Raw genomic sequence first — 19,496 nt, 5'->3', positions numbered from 1 at the left:
CGCGGCCTGCAAGCCCGCGGCGCTCGATGCGCAGTCCAATGCCGCCGGACCCGGTGCTCCGGCGGCGGCGGCGCGCGCGGAAGAGGCCTGCAAGCCCGGGCCGCCCCAGTCGCACACGGCGCCGAAGGGATATGATTTCCCGGTGCTCAGCGGCCGGGTGGTCGATGCGGCGGGCCTGTTGTCCGTCAGCGAGCGGCGCAGGCTCTCGAACCGGCTGGTCGACGTCGAGAAACAGTCGAAGCACCAGTTCGTGGTGGTGACGGTGAAGAGCCTGGGCGGCCATGACATCGCCGATTACGGCCTGAATCTCGGGCGTAGCTGGGGCATCGGCCGCAAATGCTTCAACGACGGGGTGCTGCTGATCGTGGCACCCAACGAGCGCAAGGTCCGGATCGAAGTGGGCTATGGTCTCGAAAAGGCGCTGCGCGACGAGGAAGCGGGCGAGATCATCCGCAACGAGATCCTGCCGCGCTTCAAGGAAGGCAAATACCCCGAAGGCATCGCCGCCGGCAGCGAGGCCATCATTCGCGAGATCACCCGATGACATTGTTGCGTAGCCTGCTCGCCTTCCTGCTGGTCCTGGTGCCGCTCTCGGCCCAGGCGCAGCCCAATTTCCCCAAGCTGACCGGCCGCGTGGTCGACGACGCGCACCTGCTCTCGCCCGAGCAGGTCGCCCAGCTCACCCAGCTTTCGGACGATGTGGAGAAGGCCTCGTCGCGCCAGTTCGTCGTCGCGACCATCCCCGATCTCCAGGGCTATGACATCGAGAGCTACGGCTATCAGCTCGGCCGCGCCTGGGGGATCGGGCAGAAGGGCGTGAGCAACGGCATCGTCCTCCTCGTCGCGCCGAACGAGCGCAAGGTGCGGATCGAAGTCGGCTATGGGCTCGAGCCGATCATGACCGACGGCCTGTCCAGCCAGATCATCAACGAGACGATCATCCCCAGGTTCAAGGCCGGCGACATGGCCGGCGGCATCGTGGCGGGAGCACAGGCGATCGGCGCGCAGATGAAGCTGCCGCTCGAAGCCGCCGAGCAGCGCGCGCAGCAGCAACAGGCCCAGGTCACCCAGACGCGCCAGAAGAGCCATGGCGGCGGCGGCTTTCCCGTCGGCCTGGTGTTCTGGGGCATCATCCTGGTCTTCGTGATCCTGCCCATGCTCGGCATCTTCGGCCGGCGCCGGCGGCGCGGGCCCTGGGACCGGCCCTATCGCGGCGACGGCGGCGCACTGCCGATCATCCTCTGGTCGATCGCCAGCGAGATCGGCCGCGAAGCGAGCCGCGGCGGCGGCAGCGGCTGGGGCGGTGGAGGCGGCGACGGCTGGGGAGGCGGCGGCGGGGGCGGCGGCTTCTCGGGCGGCGGCGGATCGTTCGGGGGCGGCGGCGCCTCGGGGAGCTGGTGAGATGCGACTGACCGATCAGGACCGCGAGGCCGTTACCGCGGCCGTCACGACGGCCGAGCTGACCACCAATGGCGAGATCGTCACGGTCGTCGCCGGGCGTTCCGATGCCTATCATGACGTGGCGCTGCACTGGGCAGTGCTGGCGATGCTCCTCGTCCTCGCGCTGCTCGCCTGGCAGCCCTGGCCGGCGGAGTGGCTGCACACCCGCTTCGTCGACAGCTGGGCGCAGGTGGTGCCCGCGCGCTGGTATCTCACCATCGCGCTGGTGCTGATGGCGGCGACGTTCCTCGTCGCGCGGGTCGCGCTCGCGTTCGATGCGCTGCGGCTGTTCCTCACCCCCGGCGCGACCAAGACCCGCCGCGTCCACCGCCGCGCACTGGAGCTGTTCCGCGCCGCGGCCGAGAAGCGCACCCGCGGATCGACCGGCGTGCTCGTCTATCTGAGCCTGGCCGAGCATCGTGCCGTGATCCTGGCCGATGAGGGAATCCATTCGAAGGTGACCGCCGATGTCTGGGGCGCGGCGATGACGGCGCTGGTCGGCGGTCTCAAGGCGGATCGCGCGGGCGAGGGCATGGCCGAGGCGGTGCGCCAGATCGGCCTGGTCCTGGCCGAGCATTTCCCGCGCAGCGCGGACGATGTGAACGAACTCCCCGACCGGGTGATCGAACTGTGAGCGATGCGCCCGAGGAAGTCGCGTGGCAGGGCAAGTGGATCACGGCCAAGCGACGGGGGAAGTGGGAATATGTCGCGCGCGCGCGGGGCATCCGCGCCGCGGCGATCGTGGCGATCGACGCGGACGGCCATGTCCTGCTCGTCGACCAGTATCGCGTGCCGCTCGGCAAGCGCTGTCTCGAACTGCCGGCCGGGCTGATCGGCGACGAGGCCGGACACGAGGACGATTCGCCCTTCGATGCCGCGCGCCGCGAGCTGATCGAGGAAACCGGCTATGACTGCGCCGCGATAGAGGATCTGGGCGAATATCATTCCTCGCCGGGCCTGGTCAGCGAAAGCTTCACGCTGGTACGCGCCACGGGGCTGACCAGGGTCGGCGAAGGCGGCGGGCTGGCGGACGAGGACATCCTCGTCCACCGGGTGCCGCGCGCGGAGATCGCCGCCTTCGTCGCCGCCAAGCGCGCCGAGGGGCTGGCGATCGACGTGAAGCTGTTGCTGCTGCTGTCGGGCGCGCTGCTGGGGGATTAGGCCAGGCCGGTCGCCCCGGCGCCGACCTGGGCCGCCGCTATTTCGTCAGCGGAAATTGTCCGCATAGGCCTGGAGCTTCAGCTTGCGCTCGGGCGCGGCGACCACATGGAAGGCAAGGCCTTCGCGCTCGGCATAGGCGGTGGCGGCTTCCAGCGTCGGGAAGCTCATGCGCAGCTGCGTGGCGGTGGCGTCGCCGCCGGCCCAGCCGGTGAGGGGGTCGGCCTGTTGCTGGCGGACCGGCTCGAACTCGAGGATCCAGATCGTCGTGCGCGCACGACCCGACTGCATGGCGTTCTTGGGCTTCTGGTAGATGCGGGCGATCTTGGTCATGGCCACACCCCTTAGCGCGGGCCGGCGGCCCTTGCATCTGCCTTTTTCGTGCGCAACGTGGCGGAGGCGGCGGCGGGATCCTCGGGCCAGGGATGCCGGGGGTAGCGCCCGCGCATCTCCTTGGCCACGGCCGCCCAGCTGCCCTTCCAGAAGCCGGGCAAGTCGCGCGTCGTCTGGATCGGCCGGCCTGCGGGCGACGTGAGGCTGAGCACGAGCGGCGTGCCGTCGCCCAGTGTCGGATGGCTGTCGAGGCCGTAGAGCGCCTGGACCCGTACCTCGACCGTCGGGCCGCCCTCGGCCGCATAGTCGATCGCATAGGTCGAACCCTCGGGCGTTTCGAAGCGTGCCGGGGCAAGCCGGTCGAGCGCCTTCTGGCCGTCCCAGCCGAGCAGGTTGTTCAGCGCGGTGGTGAGCCCCTCGACCGTGTCGAGCCGGCGCTTGCCGGCGAGCAGGCCGGGCAGCCAGGTGTCGAGATCGGCAAGCAGGCGCGCGTCGGAGAGCGAATCGTTCCCGGCATAGGCGGCGCGGGTGCGCAGCGCCCGGGCGGTATCGGACCAGGGCAGCAGCGCAAGGCCGTGCTCGCGCACGCCTTCGAGCAGCGCCTTCTCGATCTCGGCGGTATCGGCGGCCGTGTCGGGCCCGCTGGACAGGCGGATCGCGCCGAGCCGGCGTTCGCGAAGCGCCTCGATCCGGCCGGTGGCGGGATCGAAGCGCACGCTGCGCCGGGTTTCGATGCGATCGGCGAACAGCGCTTCCACCTCGGCCGGATCGATCGGCGCGGCGGAAAGGATGCGGGCGCCCGCGGCCATGCCCTGCGTCTCGGCGACCGCCAGCCATTCGGCGCGGGCGAGCGAGGATGCCGGGTCGAGCCTGAATCCGCGCCCGCCGGCCGAGGCCCAGGTCTCGCCGCCGGCGTCCCGGCGCCTGGCGATGCGATCGGGGAAGGCGAGCGCGACGCAGGCGGCGGGGTCGCCGGCGCCGTCATCGCCGACCAGCCTCGCCCAGCGCTGCGCCAGCCGCCGGCCATTCTCCGCGCGTGGGCCGCGTTCGCTTCGCCAGCGGCGGAGGCGAAGGTCGAGGTCCGGATCATTGCCCCCCAGCCCGCGCTCGCCGAGCAGCACCGCGATTTCGGCGGCGGTGCGCGCCATGCCGCGCTCGGCGGCGCGAACCAGCATATGGCCGAGCCGGGGCGGCAGCGGCAGCCCGGCGATCGCCTTGCCATGCGCCGTCGGGCGACCGTCCTCGTCGAGCGCTTCCAGCGTCCCCAGCCGCCTGCGCGCTTCGGACACCGCGGCTTCGGGCGGCGGATCGAGCCAGTTGAGGTCGCGCGGATCGCGCACGCCCCAGAGCGCGCAGTCGAGCACCAGCGCCGAGAGATCGGCTTCCAATATCTCGGGCGGATCGAAGCGCGGCAGGCCCGCGGTCGCCGCTTCCTCCCACAGCCGATAGGCGGTGCCCGGGCCCTGGCGCGCGGCGCGACCGGCCCGCTGGGTGACGGCGGCCTGGCTGGCACGCTCCGTGACCAGCCGGGTCATGCCGGCGGCGCGATCATAGCGCGGCCGCCGGGCAAGGCCCGAATCGACCACCACGCGGATGCCGTCGAGGGTGAGCGAAGTCTCGGCGATCGAGGTGGCCAGCACGATCTTGCGCCGGCCCTCGGGGTCCGGCGCGATCGCGGCGCGCTGGGCGCCGGGCTCGAGCGAACCGTGCAGCTTGTGGACCACGGCGCCGGGCACGTCGCCGATCCGCTCCGCCGTTCGCTCGATCTCGGCGACGCCGGGCAGGAAGGCGAGTACGCCGCCATCGGTTTCGCGCAGCGCCGTGCGGATCGCGGCCGACACCGATTCCTCGATCCGTGCATCGGCGGCGCGGCCCAGGTGGCGCAGCTCCAGCGGCCAGCTGCGGCCTTCGCTCTCCACCACGGGCGCATCGCCCATCAGGCTCGAGAAACGCACGCCGTCGAGCGTCGCCGACATCGCGACCAGCCGCAGGTCCGGCCGCAGCGCCGCCTGCGCATCGAGCGCCAGTGCCAGCCCGAAATCGCTGTCGAGGCTGCGCTCATGCACTTCGTCGAACAATATGGCGGAAACGCCCGCCAGCTCGGGATCGGCCTGGATGCGATTGACGAAGATGCCTTCCGTCACCACGGTCACGCGCGTTGCCGCCGAACGCCTGCTGTCCATCCGCGTGGCATAGCCGAAGGTGTGGCCGACGCTCTCGCCCGCCAGCGCCGCCATCCGCTCGCCCGCCGCGCGCGCGGCCAGCCTGCGCGGGGAGAGCAGCAGCACCTCGCCGGTGCACCAGCCCTCGCCGAGCAGCGCCGGCGCCACCGCCGTCGTCTTGCCCGCGCCCGGCGGGGCGACCAGCACGGCGTTGCTGCCCGCGCGCAGGGCGCCGAGCAGGGCCGGCAGGACGGAATGGATCGGCAATGTCTCACGCATCACGCGCAACCAATTCCCCGAAGGCGGGTTTGGCGCAAGCGAAGCGTGAGGAGCGAAGACATGGCGAGGACCCTGGCACAGTTCAGCATCACCCCCGACAGCGACGGCGACTATACGCTGCACCTGGAGGACGACGACGGCGAAACGCTGGAGTTCACCGCCAGCTTCGAGCAGCTCGACCTGATCGTGGAAGCGATCGAGGACGTGATCGAAGGCGACGAGGAAGACGCGCTCGCCGGCGATGACGACGACGATGCGGAGCCCGAGGACGATTGAGCTTCAATAGGCCCGGGCGACCGCGAACTCCACTGCCTCGATCATCGCATCCCTGGCCGCGCCCGCCGCGAACCCGCCCAGCGCGTCGATCGCGCGCTGGCCGTAGTGCCGGGCGCGGGCCAGCGTGTCGTCGACCGAGCGGCTCGCCTGGACCAGCCGGATCGCCTCGGCGAAATCCTCGTCCGATGTGCGATGGCCGGCGATCGCGTCCTTCCAGAAGGCGCGTGCCGCCGCGTCGCCGCGGGCATAGGCGAGGATGACCGGCAGGGTCATCTTGCCTTCGCGGAAATCGTCGCCCGCGTCCTTGCCCATGGTGCCCGCGTCCGAGACATAGTCGATCGCGTCGTCCACCAGCTGGAAGGCGATGCCGAGATTGCGGCCATAGGCGTCGAGCGCCGCTTCCTCGGCTTCCGAACGCTCGGCCACCACCGCGGCGATCTTGCAGGCGGCGGCGAACAGGGCGGCGGTCTTGGCACCGATGATGTCGAGATAGCGTTCCTCGGCCAGGTCGATCCGGCGCACGGCGGTGAGCTGGTTGACTTCGCCCTCGGCGATCACGGCCGAGGCGTTGCTGAGGATCTTGAGCACCTTGAGGCTGCCGTCCTCGACCATCAGCTCGAACGAGCGCGAGAAGAGGAAGTCGCCGACCAGCACGCTCGCCGGATTGCCCCAGATGATGTTGGCGGTGCGGCGGCCGCGGCGCAGGTCGGAACCGTCGACCACGTCGTCGTGGAGCAGCGTCGCGGTGTGGATGAACTCCACCGCGGCGGCGAGCCGGTGGTGCCGCGTGCCCGAATAGCCGAGCAGCCTGGCGCTCGCCAGCGTGAGCATCGGGCGCATCCGCTTGCCGCCGCCGGCGATCAGATGGCCGGCGAGCTCCGGGATCAGCGGAATCTCGGACTGCATGCGATCGAGGATCACTGCGTTGACGAGGTTCATGTCCGGGGCGACCAGCGCCATCATCGGATCGAGCGAAGGGGCGGGGCCGCCGCCGAGGCGATGGATCGTGGCGCTCATGGGCAAAGCCTCTGGCGGGTGCGGCGGGCAAAGGCAAGGCTTGCGTGACCTTACGGCTATGCGCAAAAGGCCGGCCATGGCCGACGAGACTCTCAATCGCTATCGCCAGAGCATCGACAATATCGATGCCGCGCTCGTGTTCCTGCTCGCCGAGCGCTTCAAGGTGACGCAGGCGGTGGGGCGCTACAAGGCGGAGTCCGGCCTGCCGCCGGCCGATCCGGGCCGCGAGGATCGCCAGATCGCCCGGCTGCGCGAACTGGCCAAGACCGCGGACCTCGATCCGGAATTCTCGGAGAAGTTCCTGCGCTTCATCATCGACGAGGTGATCCGCCACCACGAGCAGCTGCGGGACGAGAAATGAGGCGGGCCGCCGCCCTGCTGCTGCCGGCGCTGGTGCTGGCGGGATGCGGCGGCAACGAGGCGCGGAAGCCCGCCGCTGCGCCCACGCCGACGCCCAGCACGCGCCCGGAACCTGTGGTGGATCCCGCCGCACGCCTTGCCGCCGCGGTGAAGGCGGCCTGGCCCGACGGCGTGAAGCAGGGGCCGATCACCTTCGACGACAGCAAGCTGGTCGACACCGGCTTCGGCCCGGTGCTGGTCAGCCACGGCCATGTCCGCGATGCCGCGCATGCCGATGCCGGCACGATCGCCGTCCATTATCTCGATGCCGACGGCGCGGGCTTCACGCTGCGCAAGAGCTTCCCCAAGGCGGCCGAGAGCGGCAGCTTCGGCGATCTTGCCGAATGGTCGGTCAGCGACAAGTTCCTCGACCGGCCGGTGATCCAGGTCGAGGGCGGCGGCACCTGGCAGGGCTATACCTGCAGCGTCACCACCCTGGTCGAGCTGCGCCCCGAAGGACCGGCGGAGATCGCGTCCTTCCCGTCGCTCTATGACGATGGCGGCGCGGTGGAGGACAGGCCCCAGTCGATCCGGGGCAGGATCGCCGATATCCGCAAGGGCCAGGGCTTCATCGTGAAGTTCGAGGGAACCCGATCCTTCACCGAGCGATACGTCTGGCGTGGCGGCAAGTACGAGCGCGAAGGCGGGGAAAGCCGGATACCGACCTGTTGAGGGGACGAACGTGGTGGCGGACGATGATTTCCTGATCTTCCGCCCCGACGATGTCGACCTGACCCGCTCGCCCTTGCGGCGCGGCGTGGGCGAGGCGACGCATGTGCTCGGTGCCTTCAACCCCGGCTTCGCGCGGCTGCCCGGGGGCAATATCCTGCTGATGGTCCGCGTGGCCGAGGCGCTGCGCGATCCCGTGGACGGGGACCATGCCCGGGCGATCCGCTGGACGCCGGACGGCTATGTCCTCGATCGCCATCCGCTCGCCGGCATCGACATGGACGATCCGCGCCAGTTCGCCTTGAAGGGCCGCAGCCCGCGCCTGCTCGGCCTCACTTCGCTCTCCTGGCTGCTTCCCGTCGAGCTCAGCCCAGACGCCGCCCGGGTCGTGAAGGTCCATTACGACAAGGCGATCCAGCCTTCCGCGAGCTTCCTGGACTATGGGGTGGAGGACGCCCGGATCAGCCTGGTCGGCGGCCGCTGGTGGATGACCGTGTGCGGCGTCTCCGCCGAGCGTCACTGCACCGCGATGTACCATTCGGTGAACGGGCTCGACTACAAGCTGCTCGGCGTGGTGCTCGACCACCAGAACAAGGACATGGTCCTGTTCGAGGGCAAGCCGGGCGGGAAATACATGGCGCTCACCCGCCCGCTCGGCGAAGTCTATTTCGCCTATCCCGAGGACAGCCCCTGGCTGGGCGGCCCGTCGATCAACCTGGCCCAGTCGCCCGACGGGCTGCACTGGAAGCCGCTCGACACGCCCGGCATCCGCGCGCGCAAGGGCACCAGCGCCACCCAGCGGATCGGCGGCGGCAGCCAGCCGGTGCTCACGCCGGCAGGCTGGATGCTGATCTATCACGGCGTCGAGAAGCGCGGCGCGGTCGGCGTCTATCGCAGCTTCTGGGCGCTGCTCGACCGGGACGATCCCTCGCGGATCCTGCGGCTGGAAGACGAGACGCCGCTGCTCGAGGCGAATCCGGCGCTCACCGATCCGATCGCCCACCAGCGCTATCTGCCCAGCCCCGTGGTGTTCACCACCGGCATCGCCGATGCCGGCGACCATTATGTCGTGGCCAGCGGCGAGGCCGATCTCGCCTGCCGCATCACCCGCATCGCAAAGGAGCGCTTCCGTTGAGCGAATGGTGGAAATCGGCCGTCATCTATCAGGTCTATCCGCGTTCCTTCCAGGATTCGAACGGCGACGGGATCGGCGACCTGAAGGGCATCGAGCGCCGGCTCGACGATCTGCAGGCGCTCGGCATCGATGCGATCTGGATCTCGCCGATCTTTCCCTCGCCGATGGCCGATTTCGGCTATGACGTCGCCGATTATCGCGACGTCGATCCGCGTTTCGGCACGCTCGACGATTTCGACGCGCTGCTGGCGGCGGCCCATGAACGCGGCATCCGCGTGCTGCTCGACCTGGTGCCCAACCACAGCTCCAGCGCGCATCCCTGGTTCGAGGAGAGCCGCGCCTCCCGCGACAATCCGAAGCGCGACTGGTACATCTGGCGCGATCCCGGGCCCGGCGGCGCGCCGCCCAACAACTGGATCAGCGATTTCGGCGGCCCGGCCTGGGAATGGGACGCGGCGACCGGCCAATATTACTACCACGCCTTCCTGAAGGAGCAGCCGGACCTCAACTGGCGCAACCCGGCGGTGCGCGCCGCGATGATGGACGTGCTGCGCTTCTGGTTCGCGCGCGGGATCGACGGGTTCCGGATCGACGTGCTGTGGCACATGGTCAAGCACGCCGACCTGCCCGACAATCCGGTGAACGCCGCATGGCGGCCGGGCGAGCCCGACTATACCCGGGTCCACCAGCTCCATTCCGCCGATCAGCCCGAAGTGCATGACATCGCCGCCGAGATGCGCGCGATCGCGGACGAATATGGCGCCCGCGTACTGATCGGCGAGATCTACCTGCCGGTGCCCAGGCTCATGGGCTATTACGGAACCGCGGAGCGGCCGGGCGTGCACCTGCCCTTCAATTTCCAGCTGATCGGCGCGGAATGGAATGCGCGCGGCCTGGCGGCGATCATCGATGCCTATGAAGGCGCGCTGCCGGCGGGCGGATGGCCCAATTGGGTGCTGGGCAATCACGATCGCCCGCGCATCGCCACCCGGGTGGGCCCGGCGCAGGCGCGCGTCGCGATGATGCTGCTCCTCACGCTGCGCGGCACGCCGACGCTCTATTATGGCGACGAGATCGGCATGGAGGACGTGGCGATCCCGCCCGACCTGATCCGGGACCCGCGCGAACTGAACGATCCCGGCATCGGCCTGGGCCGCGATCCGGTGCGCACGCCCATGGCCTGGGACGATTCGCCGAACGCCGGGTTCAGCGCCGCCGCGCCCTGGCTGCCGCTCCACCCCGACTGGCGCGTGCGCAACGTCGCCGCACAGCGCGGCGATCCGGCATCGATGTGGCGGCTGACCCGGAAGCTGCTGGCCCTGCGCCATGCCCATCCCGCGCTGGCGCTCGGCGACTATCGTCCCGTGGAGGCGAAGGGCGATCTGCTCGCCTGGGAACGCCGGCTCGGGCACGACCGGCTGCTGGTGGTGCTCAATCTCGGCGACCGGCCCCAGGGCTTTGCCATTCCCGAATGGGCGGAGGGGTTCGCCGTGCTCGCAGCGGCGCGCGGGGGCACGGATCCCGCGCTGCTTTCCCCCAATGAAGGCTTTGTGCTGGGATGAAGGTCGCGATGCTCGCCCCGATCGCCTGGCGCACCCCGCCGCGGCATTATGGGCCATGGGAGCTGGTGACGAGCCTGCTCACCGAGGCGCTGGTGGCACGCGGGATCGACGTGACGCTGTTCGCCACGCGGGATTCGATCACCGCCGCCAGGCTCGATGGCGTGGTGCCCGCCGGTTACGAGGAGGATCCCGGGATCGATGCGAAGATATGGGAATATGCCCATCTCGCGCATCTGTTCGAACGGGCGGACCGGTTCGACCTGATCCACAACCAGGCCGATTTCCCGGCCCATGCCTTTTCCCGACTGGTCGCCACGCCGATGGTGACGACGATCCACGGCTTCTCCAGCCCGCGCATCCTGCCGATGTACAAGCCGTTCGAGGATCGGGTGCACTATGTCGCGATCAGCGAAGCCGACCGGCATCCGGCGCTCCGCTATGCCGCGACGATCCATCACGGCATCCGCCTGGACGAGTTCCCGTTCGAGGCGGATGGCGGCGAGGACCTGCTGTTCTTCGGCCGGATGCATCCCGACAAGGGCGCGGCCGAGGCGATCCATGTGGCGCGCGCCACCGGGCGGCGGCTCAACCTCTACGGCATCATCCAGGACCAGGGCTATTTCGACCGCGAGGTGGCGCCCTTTCTCGACGGGCATATCGTCTATCACGGGCCGGTCGGCGGGCCGGAGCGGCTGCGCGCGCTGGGCAAGGCCCAGGTGCTGCTCCACCTGATCAATTTCGACGAACCCTTCGGCCTGTCGGTGGTCGAGGCCATGGCCTGCGGCACCCCGGTGATCGCGATCGATCGCGGGAGCATGGCCGAGCTGATCGTCGACGGCGAAACCGGCATGCTGGTCGATTCGGTGGGCGCCGCCATCACTGCGCTCGGGCAAGTGGAGGCGATCCACCGCGCCGCCTGCCGCGCGCGGGTGGCGGCGCATTTCTCGGTCGAGGCGATGGCGGATCGCTACATCGAACTGTACCGGCGGATATTGGACCAATAGCCGTCGCCCCGGCGCCCGGGCGTGCCCAGTGGGTCAAGTGCGCCCGTCGTCCGCGCGAAGGCGGGGAGGGCGGTTGAAGGACCTTGAGTCCCCGCCCTAAGCGAACGCCGGCTGATACGCGTAGAGCCCCGGCGTGCCTCCGGTCATCACGAACAGCACGTCGCCGGTGAGGCGCCCCTCGGCCAGCCCCGCCAGCGCGCCCGCGAACGCCTTGCCGCTATAGACCGGGTCGATCAGCAACCCTTCCGTCCGCGCCATCAGCCGGACGGCGGCCAGCATCGCCTCGGTCGGGATGCCATAGGCCTCGCCGCGCTGGGAGCCGTCGATCCGGATGTCCTCGGCGTTCAGCATGGCGCGCGCCAGCAGGCTGCGCGTCGCGTTGGCCAGCGCCAGCGTGCCCCGCTCGGCTTCCGCCGGCTCGGCGAGCACGGTGAAGGAAAGCACGCGCCGCGGATCGTCCATTCCCGCCGCGAGTCCGGCATGCGTGCCATGGCTGCCATTGGCGACGATGATCGTCCCGAACGAAAGCCCCAGCGCGACTTCCTGCGCCCGGATCTCCTCCGCGCAGGAGGCATAGCCGAGCGCACCGACCGGCGAGGACCCGCCGGCACCGACGACATAGGCCTTGCGCCCCTCGGCCCGCAGCGCCGCCGCCCGGGCATGCGCCGCCGCCAGCGCATCGGCGCCGCGCGGCAGGTGATGCACCCTCGCGCCGAACAGCCCGTCGAGCAGCTGGTTGCCGTTGTGGCGATAGCTGTCGTCCTCGCGCGGCACGGTGTCCGTCAGCATCAGCTCGGCGGCGAGGCCCATCCGCGCCGCCGCCGCCGCGCTCAGCCGCGCATGGTTGGATTGCCGCGCGCCGGTGGTGACGAAGGTGTCGCAGCCCTGGTCGATCGCCGCGCCGAGCAGGAATTCGAGCTTGCGCAGCTTGTTGCCGCCGCCGCCCAGGCCCATCAGGTCGTCGCGCTTCACGAACAGGCGCACGCCCCGCAGCCCCAGCGCCGCCTCGATCCGCTCCAGCCGCTGGATGGGAGTCGGCGCGTCGAACAGGGGGATGCGGGGGAAGGCGTCGAGCTGGCGAGTCAATGGAGTTCCCCGGGCTTGAGCCGGATGCCGTGTCCGGGGCCGGAACCCGGCGCGTTGACGACCAGATCGACCGGCATGCCCTCATGGGGGCCGCTCTGCAGCGTCTCGCGCAGCAGCGCCGCGATCGCGTCGGGCTCGGCGGCGCTGCGGATGTCGAGATACCAGCTGGCATTGCCTTCGGGCCATTGGGCCAGGGCGAGCCAGGCTTCCTGTACGGTGGGAGAATCGGCGACGGTCGCGACGATGCTCCGGATCAGCGCCTCGGGCCGTCGTGCCGGCGTGCCGAGCAGGATGCTCGTCTCCTTGGCGATGGTCCGGCGCACTGGCTTGCCGAGCAGATGCGCGAGATCGTCCGCCGACCAGAGTACGCCATAGGCCAGCCCGGGATTCAGCCAGGCGCCGCTCCGCGCGAACATCTCGAACAGCGTCTTGGCGGGCAGTCGCGCATAGCCGCTTCCCGCGCCGAAGAGCTCGGCCAGCCGCGCCTCGCTGGTGAAGATTGCCGGGATCGGATTTCCCTGGGGGTCGGCGACGTTGAGGATCTGCAGCGTCTCTCCGGCGCCGACGGTGCGCACGCTGGCTTCGGCCGGCGCTTCGGGGGTGGCGACGTAAAGCTCCGCTTCGAGCAGCATCCGCTCGAAATCGGGGCGTGCGGCGGGGTCGCGCGCCGCCGTCATCAGCGCAGCCTCGAGCGCGTTGTGCGGCGCGAAGGGCGGGGGCGACTCAGCCGGCTCCGCTTGCTTCCTGCCGCCGAAAAGATGCTTCCACACCGCCGCGTTCCCTCCATTCCGTTTCTGTCGCTACAGCGCCGGCTTGCAGCCGCGCGTCTGATAGACGCCGCGCAGGAAGCCGCGGCGCGCGAAGCCGGCGTCGACCGCGGAATTGAGCTCGCGCTGCGCCGATGCCGCGCCGCTGACTTCGCGGACGATGCCGCGGAACGGCACGATCAGCCCGGCCACGGTGTCGCCCGTGACCTTGACCTTGCGGCTCTTCTTGCGATCGACCCCGCCGACGAAATCGGGGCCCAGCGCTTCGCCGAGCTCGTCGAACGCGGCTGCGATGCGCGTGCATTTGGACAGGCCGGACAGGCTGTAGGGCGCGGCGGCGGCGCGCTGGAGCACCGGTGGGATCTTGGTCTTGACCACGCCGACATCCTTGGCGGGCTGCTCGGCGATCTCGCCGGCGCGATCGCCCGTCGATTGCTGCTTGTCCTGGGCGAAGGCGGGGCCGGCGGCGAGCGCCGCCACGGCCAGGCCGATCCAAAGGCTCGATCGCATGCATTTCCTCCTGTTGCCCGCCCCGTCGAACCGTTCGACGCGCGTATCGATCACAGGTTCCACCAGAGAAGGGCGACGAGCAGTGCGATGCCGACGATCGCCACCAGGCAGCCGGCCATTCCATAGCGCTTCGCAATGAGCCAGGCCGTCGCCTCCAGGCATTCCTGGATCACGGTCTCGATCACGAAGCTCATTCCGCCGCCAACAGGCTCTCGGCCCCGCCGAGATCGACCGAGACCAGCCGGCTGACGCCGCGTTCCACCATGGTGACGCCGAACAGCCGGTGCATGCGGCTCATGGTCGCGGCATTATGGGTGACGATGAGATAGCGCGTCGCGGTCTCCTCGGTCATTTTCTCGAGCAGGTCGCAGAAGCGATCGATATTGGCATCGTCGAGCGGCGCGTCGACTTCGTCGAGCACGCAGATCGGCGCGGGATTGGTGAGGAACAGGGCGAAGATCAGCGCGACGGCGGTCAGCGCCTGCTCGCCGCCCGAAAGCAGCGTGAGCGACTGGAGCTTCTTGCCCGGGGGCTGCGCCATGATCTCCAGACCGGCTTCGAGCGGATCGTCCGAATCGATCAGCTCCAGATGCGCCTGGCCGCCGTTGAACAGCGTGGTGAACAGCCGGCGGAAATGCTGGTCGACCGCTTCGAAGGCCGAAAGCAGCCGCTGGCGCCCCTCGCGGTTGAGCGTGCCGATCGAACCGCGCAGGCGGTGCACAGCCTGGGCCAGCTCGTCGCGCTCGGCGGCGTTGGTGGTGAAGGCGGCTTCCAGTTCGGCCAGCTCGGTCTCGGCGACCAGGTTGACCGGTCCGATCCGCTCGCGTTCGGCATTCAGGCGCTCGTGTGCGGCCGATTCGTCCTCGGGCGTGCGCACCATGGCTTCGTCGAACCCGGCCTTCTGGGGCAGCAGCGGCGGCGGGCATTCGAAGCGTTCGCCGGAGATGCGGCCCATCTCGATGCGGCGCGCCTCCTGATTCTCGGCGCGTGCCGCGGCGCCGGCGCGTTCCTCGCGCGCCTGGGCGAGAATCTCGTTGGCGCCGCGCACCGCGCCTTCGGTCTCGCGCACCGCCAGCTCCGCCTCGCGCTCGGCGGCCTGGGCTGCGGCGCTTTCGATGCGCGCCTTTCCGGCCGCGGCCTCGGCCTCGTCGAGCTGGGCGTCGAGCTGGGCGGGCCGTCCGGCAAGCGCCGCGCTCTCCTCGGCGAGCTGGGCGGCCCGCTTGTCCATTTCGGCGGCACGCCGGGCGGCCTCGCCCGCACGCGATTTCCAGCCCTTGGCTTCGGCACCGGCGGCGGCGTGGCGTTCGCGCGCGCTGCCGATCTCGCGCTCCAGCGTGCCGCGCTCGGCGCGGGCCGAAGCGGCGGCGGCGCGCTTGCCCTCGGCGTCGGCGGAGAGCGCGGCGACGCGGGCGCGCGTCTCGGTGCCGTCGGGCAGGGCGGCCTTGGCGGCCTCGGCACGGGTCAGCTCGGCCGCCGCTTCGTCCTGTTCGGCGGCGATGCGGCGGATGCGGGCGTCGAGATCGGCGCGTTGCGAATCGAGCCGTTCGAGTTGGGCGGTGGCGCGGTCCTCGGCCCGGCCGGCCTCGCGCCCGGCATTTTCCGCATGGTCGAGCACGCGGCGGCAGTCGGCGGCGGCGCGGCGCGCCTCGGCGATATTCTCCTCGATCCGGCGTAGCTCGGCATCGGCGCCCTCGACCGCGCGCACCGCCGCCGGCCGCGCCCGTTCGATGGCGGCGAGCCGGTTGACCCGCACCAGCCGCTCGGCCGCCGCCGCCCCGCCGGACCTGGCGACATAGCCGTCCCAGCGGCGCAGGATGCCGCCCAGCGTCACCAGCCGCTGGCCGACCGCGAGCGGCTGGCCGTCATCCGCTTCCGCCACCAGCACCTGGGCGAGTCGGCGCGACAGCCCGGCCGGCGCCTGGACGTGCGCGCCCAGCGGCGCCGTGCCCGGCGGCGCGGCCGGATCGCCGGGCTGCGGCGCGGCACCGGCCCAATAGCGCTCGGCTCCGGTATCGAGCCCGGCCTCGAGATCGTCCCCCAGCGCCGCGGCGAGCGCGCGCTCATAGCCGGCGTCGACCTTCAGCTTGTCGAGCAGCCGGTCCTTGTCCGAAGGCCGGGTCGCCTTGGCCAGCGCGGCCGCTTCGCTGTCGAGCTGGGCGAGCTCCGCATGGGCAGTGGCGCGGGCCGCCTGGGCATGGTTGCGCGCCTCGATCGCGGCGCGTTCCTCGGCATCGGCGCGGGCCAGGCCGGTGCGTGCGCCTTCGGCCTGGCGGAGCGCCTGTGCCCGGGCCTCGGCGGCGCGGGCCTTCTCCGCCTGCAGCGGCTCGGGGTCGGGCAGCGCCCGCAGCTCGGCGTCGATCCGCGCCCGATCGCGTTCGGCGCGTTCCGCCCGGGTGCGTGCCGCCGCCAGCGCGGCCTCGGCGACGCGAGCCTCGGCGGCTTCGCTCGCCTGCGCGGCGAGCGCCTGGGCCAGCGCCACCTCGGCATCGCGCGCGGCCCGTTCCGCCTCGGCCAGCGCGGCATCGAGATTGGGCATGCGCGCGGTCGTCTCGGCGATGCGCGTGTCGAGCGCCTTCCCCTCTTCCTCCAGCCGGGCCAGCGCCTCGGCCGCATCGCGGGCGAGCGCGCCTTCGCGGCCGCGATCCTCGTCCAGCCGACGCACCGAATCCTGCATCTCGGCAATCCGCCGTTCGACCGCGGCCCTGTCCGCACGCAGCGTCGCGAGACCGTGCATGGCCTCGCTCGCCCGGTCGCGCAGCGCCAGCGCCTCGGCGCGCAGCGTGGCGAGCTTCTCGGCCGCCGCCTGCTGCACCGCCACCGCCGAATCATGCGCCCCGGTCCGCTCGGCGACCAGCGCCTCGGCCGCCGCCGCTTCCCGCTTGGCCGCATCCGCCGCCGCAGCAGCATCGCGCCAGCGCGCGAAGATCATCCGCGCCTCGGCGACGCGGATCCGGTCGGAAAGCTCGCGATAGCGCTCGGCCTGGCGCGCCTGGCGCTTGAGCTGGGCGGCGCGGGTCTCCTGATCGCCGATCACTTCGTCGAGCCGGGCGAGATTGGCCTCGGTCGCGCGCAGGCGCTGCTCGGCATCCTTGCGGCGGACGTGCAGGCCGGCGATGCCCGCCGCCTCTTCCAGCATCGCGCGGCGCTCGCCGGGCTTGGCCTGGATGATCGCGCCGATCCGGCCCTGGCTGACCAGCGCGGGCGAATGCGCGCCCGTCGCCGAATCGGCGAAGAGCAGGGCGACGTCCTTGGCGCGGACGTCGCGGCCGTTGATCCGATAGGCGGAACCGGCGCCGCGCTCGATGCGGCGGACGACTTCCATCTCGTCGTCCTCGCCTACCTGGTCGGCGAGGATCGAGACTTCGGCGAAGTCGCGCGACGGGCGAGTCGCGGTGCCGGCGAAGATCACGTCCTCCATGCCGGCGCCGCGCATCGACTTGGCGCTGGTCTCGCCCATCACCCAGCGCAGCGCTTCGAGCAGGTTCGACTTGCCGCAGCCATTGGGGCCGACGATCCCCGTCAGCCCCGGCTCGATGCGGAGGTCAGCCGGGTCGACGAAGCTCTTGAAGCCCGTCAGCCGCAGCCGCTTGATCTGCACGCTCGCCTACCCCCGCAGCGTCATGAGGATCAGCGCGCCCCGGCCGCCTTGAGCAGCGGCTCGAGCTGTTCCCACGAGCCGGCATCGACCTTCTTGCCGTTGATGAAGAAGCTCGGCGTGCCGTTCACGCCATGCACGGTGGCGGCATCGGCGTTCACCTTGGCGATCTCGTCGATCTTCTTCTGGTCGCCCAGGCACTGGCGCGCCTTGGCCTCGGGCACGCCGCGCTGCTTCATGAAGTCGATCATGCCGAGCTGCTCGGCAAAGCCCACCGCGGCCTGGGGCGGCGGCAGCTGCTGGAGCTGCTGGGCGAGCTGCGGGTTGTTCTTCACCAGCTGTTCGGTGCGGGTGAGGAAGCTCTCCTGGTTCTCGAAGAACTGGTCGAGCATGCTGAAGAAGCTCTCGTCGGGCACGCACTGGTTGAGCAGCGCGGCGGCGAGGTCGGGCGCGCCGTGGATCAGGAAGTCGCGGAACTCCCAGCTGACCTTGCCGGTCGAGATGTAGTTCTTGCGCAGCGGCTCGGGCGCGGTGCGGCCGAACAGCCCGCAATAGGGGCAGTTGCGCGAGCCATATTCGACCAGCTTGATCGGCGCGTTGGGGTTGCCCTGGATATAGCCGCCGTCCTTGGTCTTGCCGATCGTGTCGACCCAGGCCTTGCCGGCGGGTGCGGTGACGGCGGCGATCGGCGTCGAGGAAGTCACTGGTGCCGAGCTGTTGCCCGTGCCACCGCCGCCGCAGGAAGCGAGCGCGAACAGCGCGGGGATCAGGGCCAGGGCCAATTTGATACGCATAGGTCTGCTTTCTCCAGAAATCGCGATGTCAGGCGCCGTTCGCCCACAGCTCGGGCAGCAATCGTTCCCAGCTATAGGCACTTACCTTGCGCCCGTTGACGATGAAAGTGGGCGTGGCCCGCACCTGGTGGACATTCACCGCGTCGGCATTGGTCTTGGCGATGCGTTCGATCCGCTTGGGATCGGCGAGGCACTGGCGGGCCCTGGCTTCGGGCAGGCCCTGGGTCTTCATGAAGGCGATCAGGCCCAGCGCCTCGGCGAGGCGCGTCGCCATCTGGGGCGGCGGCAGCTTCTGCCAGGCCGCCACCTGCTGGGGCTGGCTCTTGAGCAGTGCCGCCAGCTTGTCCTCGAACTGGCGCTGATTGGCGTAGATCGCATCGAGCACCGGGAAGAAGCGCGCGGGCGCGACGCACTGGTTGAGCAGCGCCATGGCGAGGTCGGGCGCGCCATGGATCAGGAAGTCGCGATATTCGTAGCTGACCTTGCCGCTCGCGATGAAGTCACGGCGCAGCGGCGGCACGCCCTCGGCGGCGAATCGCCCGCAGGTGGGGCAGCCGCGCGAGCCATATTCGACCAGCTTCACCGGCGCATCGGGATTGCCCTGGCGAAAGCCGCCCTGCGGCGTGATGACGACGGTGGCGACCCAGTCCGGCGCCGCGGCCGGCTTTGCCGCGGGTTTCCGGGCCTGCTGCGCCGATGCGCCGCCCGCCAGCGCCAGCGCCAGCGCGCCGGCGACCAGGTACCGGTTCCGCATCAGTCGATCCGGCCGATCTTGGGGCGGTCGTCGCTCGCCGCCACGCCCGCGGCCAGCGCCTCGAGCACGGCCTTCAGCTCGGGATCGCCGATGCCCCGCAGGCTCTCGCCCATCGCTTCGCTGAGCGGCTTGAGGCTGGGCGGCGGCGCCGCCTTTTCGGGCCGCTTCACTTCGCCATGGCGAATCGCGAGCCGGGCCACTGCCGCATAGCCGAAGAAGCGGTTCACCCGCTCGACGATCTCGGGCGCGATGTGCTGCATCGTCGGGGCATGCGCACCCGCGACGACGAGGTGGAGCACGCCCTGTTCGCGCTTGCCCTGGGGGAAGCGGATCGATTCGGGCATCGAGACGCGCGCATAGCGCTCGCCGACGATCTCCACCCAGCGGCTGACGATCGAATGCTGGACGAAGCCGAACTTGCGGAAGGTCGCGCGGCCGACATCGGGGAGCAGCTCGGATACCGGGCGGGCGCGGAGCGCGCGCTGCGGCGCGGGGGCCGGCTGGCGGGTGGTGGCGCGAGGGGGCTTCGTCATTTCCGCCAACCCATGCCATAGGG

The 19,496-nt window shown here is 70.7% G+C and carries 21 protein-coding genes; 10 read left to right on the top strand and 11 right to left on the bottom strand.

Annotated features, from left to right (window positions below; genetic code table 11):
- The first annotated feature begins 142 nt into the window (after positions 1–142).
- The 4 genes from FHR20_RS23035 to FHR20_RS11895 are packed head-to-tail and all read left to right on the top strand — an operon-like array spanning position 143 to position 2,601.
- Positions 143–544 (top strand): TPM domain-containing protein, encoded by a 402-nt coding sequence (locus FHR20_RS23035; protein ID WP_167299852.1) that lies wholly within the window; start codon positions 143–145, stop codon positions 542–544.
- The gene (locus FHR20_RS11905) at positions 541–1,401 is read left to right on the top strand and encodes a TPM domain-containing protein (protein ID WP_167299851.1); all 861 of its coding nucleotides are present in this window, start codon (positions 541–543) and stop codon (positions 1,399–1,401) included. The genes FHR20_RS23035 and FHR20_RS11905 overlap by 4 nt, the downstream gene beginning before the upstream one ends.
- Before the next feature lies 1 nt (position 1,402).
- Positions 1,403–2,074: a TPM domain-containing protein gene (locus FHR20_RS11900; protein WP_167299850.1), complete on the top strand. Its 672-nt coding sequence runs from the start codon at positions 1,403–1,405 to the stop codon at positions 2,072–2,074.
- The gene (locus FHR20_RS11895) at positions 2,071–2,601 is read left to right on the top strand and encodes an NUDIX hydrolase (protein ID WP_167299849.1); all 531 of its coding nucleotides are present in this window, start codon (positions 2,071–2,073) and stop codon (positions 2,599–2,601) included. The genes FHR20_RS11900 and FHR20_RS11895 overlap by 4 nt, the downstream gene beginning before the upstream one ends.
- A gap of 45 nt (positions 2,602–2,646) precedes the next feature.
- Here the strand turns inward: FHR20_RS11895 and FHR20_RS11890 are convergent, their stop codons facing one another.
- Positions 2,647–2,931, bottom strand: coding sequence for an NADH dehydrogenase ubiquinone Fe-S protein 4 (locus FHR20_RS11890; RefSeq protein ID WP_167299848.1), 285 nt, complete (start codon positions 2,929–2,931; stop codon positions 2,647–2,649).
- 11 nt (positions 2,932–2,942) lie between these two features.
- Complete coding sequence (gene hrpB / locus FHR20_RS11885; RefSeq protein WP_167299847.1) at positions 2,943–5,372, bottom strand: ATP-dependent helicase HrpB; 2,430 nt, start codon at positions 5,370–5,372, stop codon at positions 2,943–2,945.
- A 60-nt stretch (positions 5,373–5,432) separates the two neighbouring features.
- On the opposite strand from hrpB, the gene FHR20_RS11880 reads away from it, so the two are divergent.
- Positions 5,433–5,648: a hypothetical protein gene (locus FHR20_RS11880; protein ID WP_167299846.1), complete on the top strand. Its 216-nt coding sequence runs from the start codon at positions 5,433–5,435 to the stop codon at positions 5,646–5,648.
- Between the two features lie 3 nt (positions 5,649–5,651).
- Here FHR20_RS11880 and FHR20_RS11875 read toward each other — a convergent pair whose 3' ends face one another.
- Positions 5,652–6,665 carry a polyprenyl synthetase family protein gene (locus FHR20_RS11875; protein ID WP_167299845.1) on the bottom strand — a complete coding sequence of 338 codons (1,014 nt, stop codon included), beginning with the start codon at positions 6,663–6,665 and terminating at the stop codon, positions 5,652–5,654.
- A gap of 76 nt (positions 6,666–6,741) precedes the next feature.
- Here FHR20_RS11875 and FHR20_RS11870 point away from each other — a divergent pair, with 76 nt between their 5' ends.
- Genes FHR20_RS11870 through FHR20_RS11850 form a run of 5 tightly spaced genes read left to right on the top strand, consistent with a single transcriptional unit; the run spans position 6,742 to position 11,434 of the window.
- The gene (locus tag FHR20_RS11870; RefSeq protein WP_167299844.1) at positions 6,742–7,026 is read left to right on the top strand and encodes a chorismate mutase; all 285 of its coding nucleotides are present in this window, start codon (positions 6,742–6,744) and stop codon (positions 7,024–7,026) included.
- The gene (locus FHR20_RS11865) at positions 7,023–7,736 is read left to right on the top strand and encodes a hypothetical protein (RefSeq protein ID WP_167299843.1); all 714 of its coding nucleotides are present in this window, start codon (positions 7,023–7,025) and stop codon (positions 7,734–7,736) included. The genes FHR20_RS11870 and FHR20_RS11865 overlap by 4 nt, the downstream gene beginning before the upstream one ends.
- Positions 7,737–7,746: 10 nt before the next feature.
- Entirely contained in the window at positions 7,747–8,868 is a 1,122-nt protein-coding gene (locus tag FHR20_RS11860) for a glycoside hydrolase family 130 protein (RefSeq protein WP_167299842.1), read from the top strand.
- Positions 8,865–10,430, top strand: a complete 1,566-nt coding sequence (locus FHR20_RS11855) for an alpha-amylase family glycosyl hydrolase (protein ID WP_167299841.1) — start codon at positions 8,865–8,867, stop codon at positions 10,428–10,430. The genes FHR20_RS11860 and FHR20_RS11855 overlap by 4 nt, the downstream gene beginning before the upstream one ends.
- Complete coding sequence (locus FHR20_RS11850) at positions 10,427–11,434, top strand: glycosyltransferase family 4 protein (protein ID WP_167299840.1); 1,008 nt, start codon at positions 10,427–10,429, stop codon at positions 11,432–11,434. Before FHR20_RS11855 ends, FHR20_RS11850 begins: the two co-directional genes overlap by 4 nt.
- A 96-nt stretch (positions 11,435–11,530) precedes the next feature.
- Here FHR20_RS11850 and FHR20_RS11845 read toward each other — a convergent pair whose 3' ends face one another.
- The 8 genes from FHR20_RS11845 to FHR20_RS11810 are packed head-to-tail and all read right to left on the bottom strand — an operon-like array spanning position 11,531 to position 19,473.
- Positions 11,531–12,520, bottom strand: coding sequence for a D-cysteine desulfhydrase family protein (locus FHR20_RS11845; protein WP_167299839.1), 990 nt, complete (start codon positions 12,518–12,520; stop codon positions 11,531–11,533).
- A complete protein-coding gene (locus FHR20_RS11840; protein WP_167299838.1) occupies positions 12,517–13,290 on the bottom strand; it encodes an enhanced serine sensitivity protein SseB C-terminal domain-containing protein in 774 nt (257 codons plus the stop codon). Before FHR20_RS11840 ends, FHR20_RS11845 begins: the two co-directional genes overlap by 4 nt.
- Before the next feature lie 30 nt (positions 13,291–13,320).
- Positions 13,321–13,797 (bottom strand): hypothetical protein, encoded by a 477-nt coding sequence (locus FHR20_RS11835; protein ID WP_243857297.1) that lies wholly within the window; start codon positions 13,795–13,797, stop codon positions 13,321–13,323.
- Positions 13,798–13,847: 50 nt separating this feature from the next.
- Positions 13,848–13,991: a hypothetical protein gene (locus FHR20_RS11830; protein WP_167299837.1), complete on the bottom strand. Its 144-nt coding sequence runs from the start codon at positions 13,989–13,991 to the stop codon at positions 13,848–13,850.
- Positions 13,988–17,395, bottom strand: a complete 3,408-nt coding sequence (locus FHR20_RS11825; protein ID WP_167299836.1) for an AAA family ATPase — start codon at positions 17,393–17,395, stop codon at positions 13,988–13,990. The genes FHR20_RS11830 and FHR20_RS11825 overlap by 4 nt, the downstream gene beginning before the upstream one ends.
- Before the next feature lie 29 nt (positions 17,396–17,424).
- Positions 17,425–18,186, bottom strand: a complete 762-nt coding sequence (locus FHR20_RS11820) for a DsbA family protein (RefSeq protein WP_167299835.1) — start codon at positions 18,184–18,186, stop codon at positions 17,425–17,427.
- A gap of 28 nt (positions 18,187–18,214) precedes the next feature.
- A complete protein-coding gene (locus FHR20_RS11815) occupies positions 18,215–18,940 on the bottom strand; it encodes a DsbA family protein (RefSeq protein ID WP_167299834.1) in 726 nt (241 codons plus the stop codon).
- Complete coding sequence (locus FHR20_RS11810; protein ID WP_167299833.1) at positions 18,940–19,473, bottom strand: DUF721 domain-containing protein; 534 nt, start codon at positions 19,471–19,473, stop codon at positions 18,940–18,942. Before FHR20_RS11810 ends, FHR20_RS11815 begins: the two co-directional genes overlap by 1 nt.
- Positions 19,474–19,496 lie beyond the last annotated feature (23 nt).

The sequence above is a fragment of the Sphingomonas leidyi genome (genome assembly GCF_011761945.1).
GTDB lineage: Bacteria > Pseudomonadota > Alphaproteobacteria > Sphingomonadales > Sphingomonadaceae > Sphingomonas > Sphingomonas leidyi.
This window is presented reverse-complemented; position numbering and strand designations above follow the sequence as displayed.